The organism is Mesorhizobium shangrilense (genome assembly GCF_040537815.1).
In the GTDB taxonomy this organism is placed as follows: Bacteria; Pseudomonadota; Alphaproteobacteria; order Rhizobiales; family Rhizobiaceae; genus Mesorhizobium; species Mesorhizobium shangrilense.
The window spans coordinates 1-1125 of sequence record NZ_JBEWSZ010000047.1 but is presented as its reverse complement, the minus strand read 5'-3'; the positions used below and the strand labels follow the sequence as shown (position 1 = coordinate 1125).

Sequence of the window (1125 nt, the reverse complement as noted above, 5' to 3'; positions counted from 1 at the left end):
GCGGCTCGTGCAATGCGAACTCGACGTAACTGCCGCTGTAGTCCTGCTGCGCCGGACGCGGCTGGTCCGTCGGCAGCTTCAGCACCGTTGGTGCGCCCGCCAGCGTCCGGAGCCAGTATGCCGACTGACGCTCCAGGACCTCGCCCGCCAACCAACGGCGCTGCCAAAGGGCGTAGTCCGCATATTGCACCGGCAACGGTGTCAGCCGATCCGCGCGGCCCTCCCGCGCCGCAGCATAGAGCTCGCTGAACTCGCGCGTCAGGATCCTCCGCGACCGGTCGTCGGAGACCATGCGGTGCATGGTGATCAGCAGCACATGATCGTCCACCGCCAGGCGCACCAGCCGTCCGCGGATCAGCGGCCCTGCTTCCAGGTCGAACGCCGCCTGCGCTTCATGGCGCATCAGATCCTGGAGTGTCGCCTCCACATCCGCTGCCGCCGTCAGATCATTCCTTTCCAGCGGCTGGCCGACGTCCGCTGGCCCGATCTGCTGGAACGGCTCGCCGTCCTTCACCCCGAAGGTGGTGCGCAGCATCTCATGACGCGCCACCAACCCGTCCAAGGCCGACTGCAGGGCCGCCTCGTCCAGCTCGCCGCGAAGCCGAAGCCCCATCTGGATGTGACAGGCCTCACTGCCGCCCGCCAGACGCGATAGGAACCAAAGCCGCTGCTGGGGGAGTGACAGCGGCACCCGCGACGGACGCGGCAAAGCTTCAATTGGCGGGACAGCACTCAACAGGGCAGCGTCTGTCGCATTGATTTGGATCGTTCGAGCAAGTTTCATGTAGACCTCCTCGGCCTGACATTGTGAGACCGCTGTGGTCGTAATGGATGCTTCATCGTACTTACCGTATGCAATCGGCGTGCCACCAAAGAGGTTGGCGAGCAAGAGCGGCAAAACCAGGTGTTTCGCGCCGCAACACGGCGGAATACTTCCGCTTCAGTGTGTCGGGTTCCGAACATAGCCGTGTTCAACCGGATACGGCTGAACACGGCAACACGGACGTCAAATGACTACGGTCGCCTGCCGGAGATCGTAGATACCGCTGACCAGTTGGTCGGGCTCCTCGCGCAGGCCGATCGAGCGCGCCATCTGGAGAAAGACGGCGATCACGGTCGTTGGCG

1 protein-coding gene is annotated in these 1125 nt (G+C 64.2%); it reads right to left on the bottom strand.

Features of this window, described 5'->3' with window-relative positions; all coding sequences use genetic code 11:
- Positions 1 to 784: condensation domain-containing protein (locus tag ABVQ20_RS40440; RefSeq protein ID WP_354465429.1), on the bottom strand; the 784-nt coding region annotated here is incomplete at its 3' end.
- Positions 785 to 1125 lie beyond the last annotated feature (341 nt).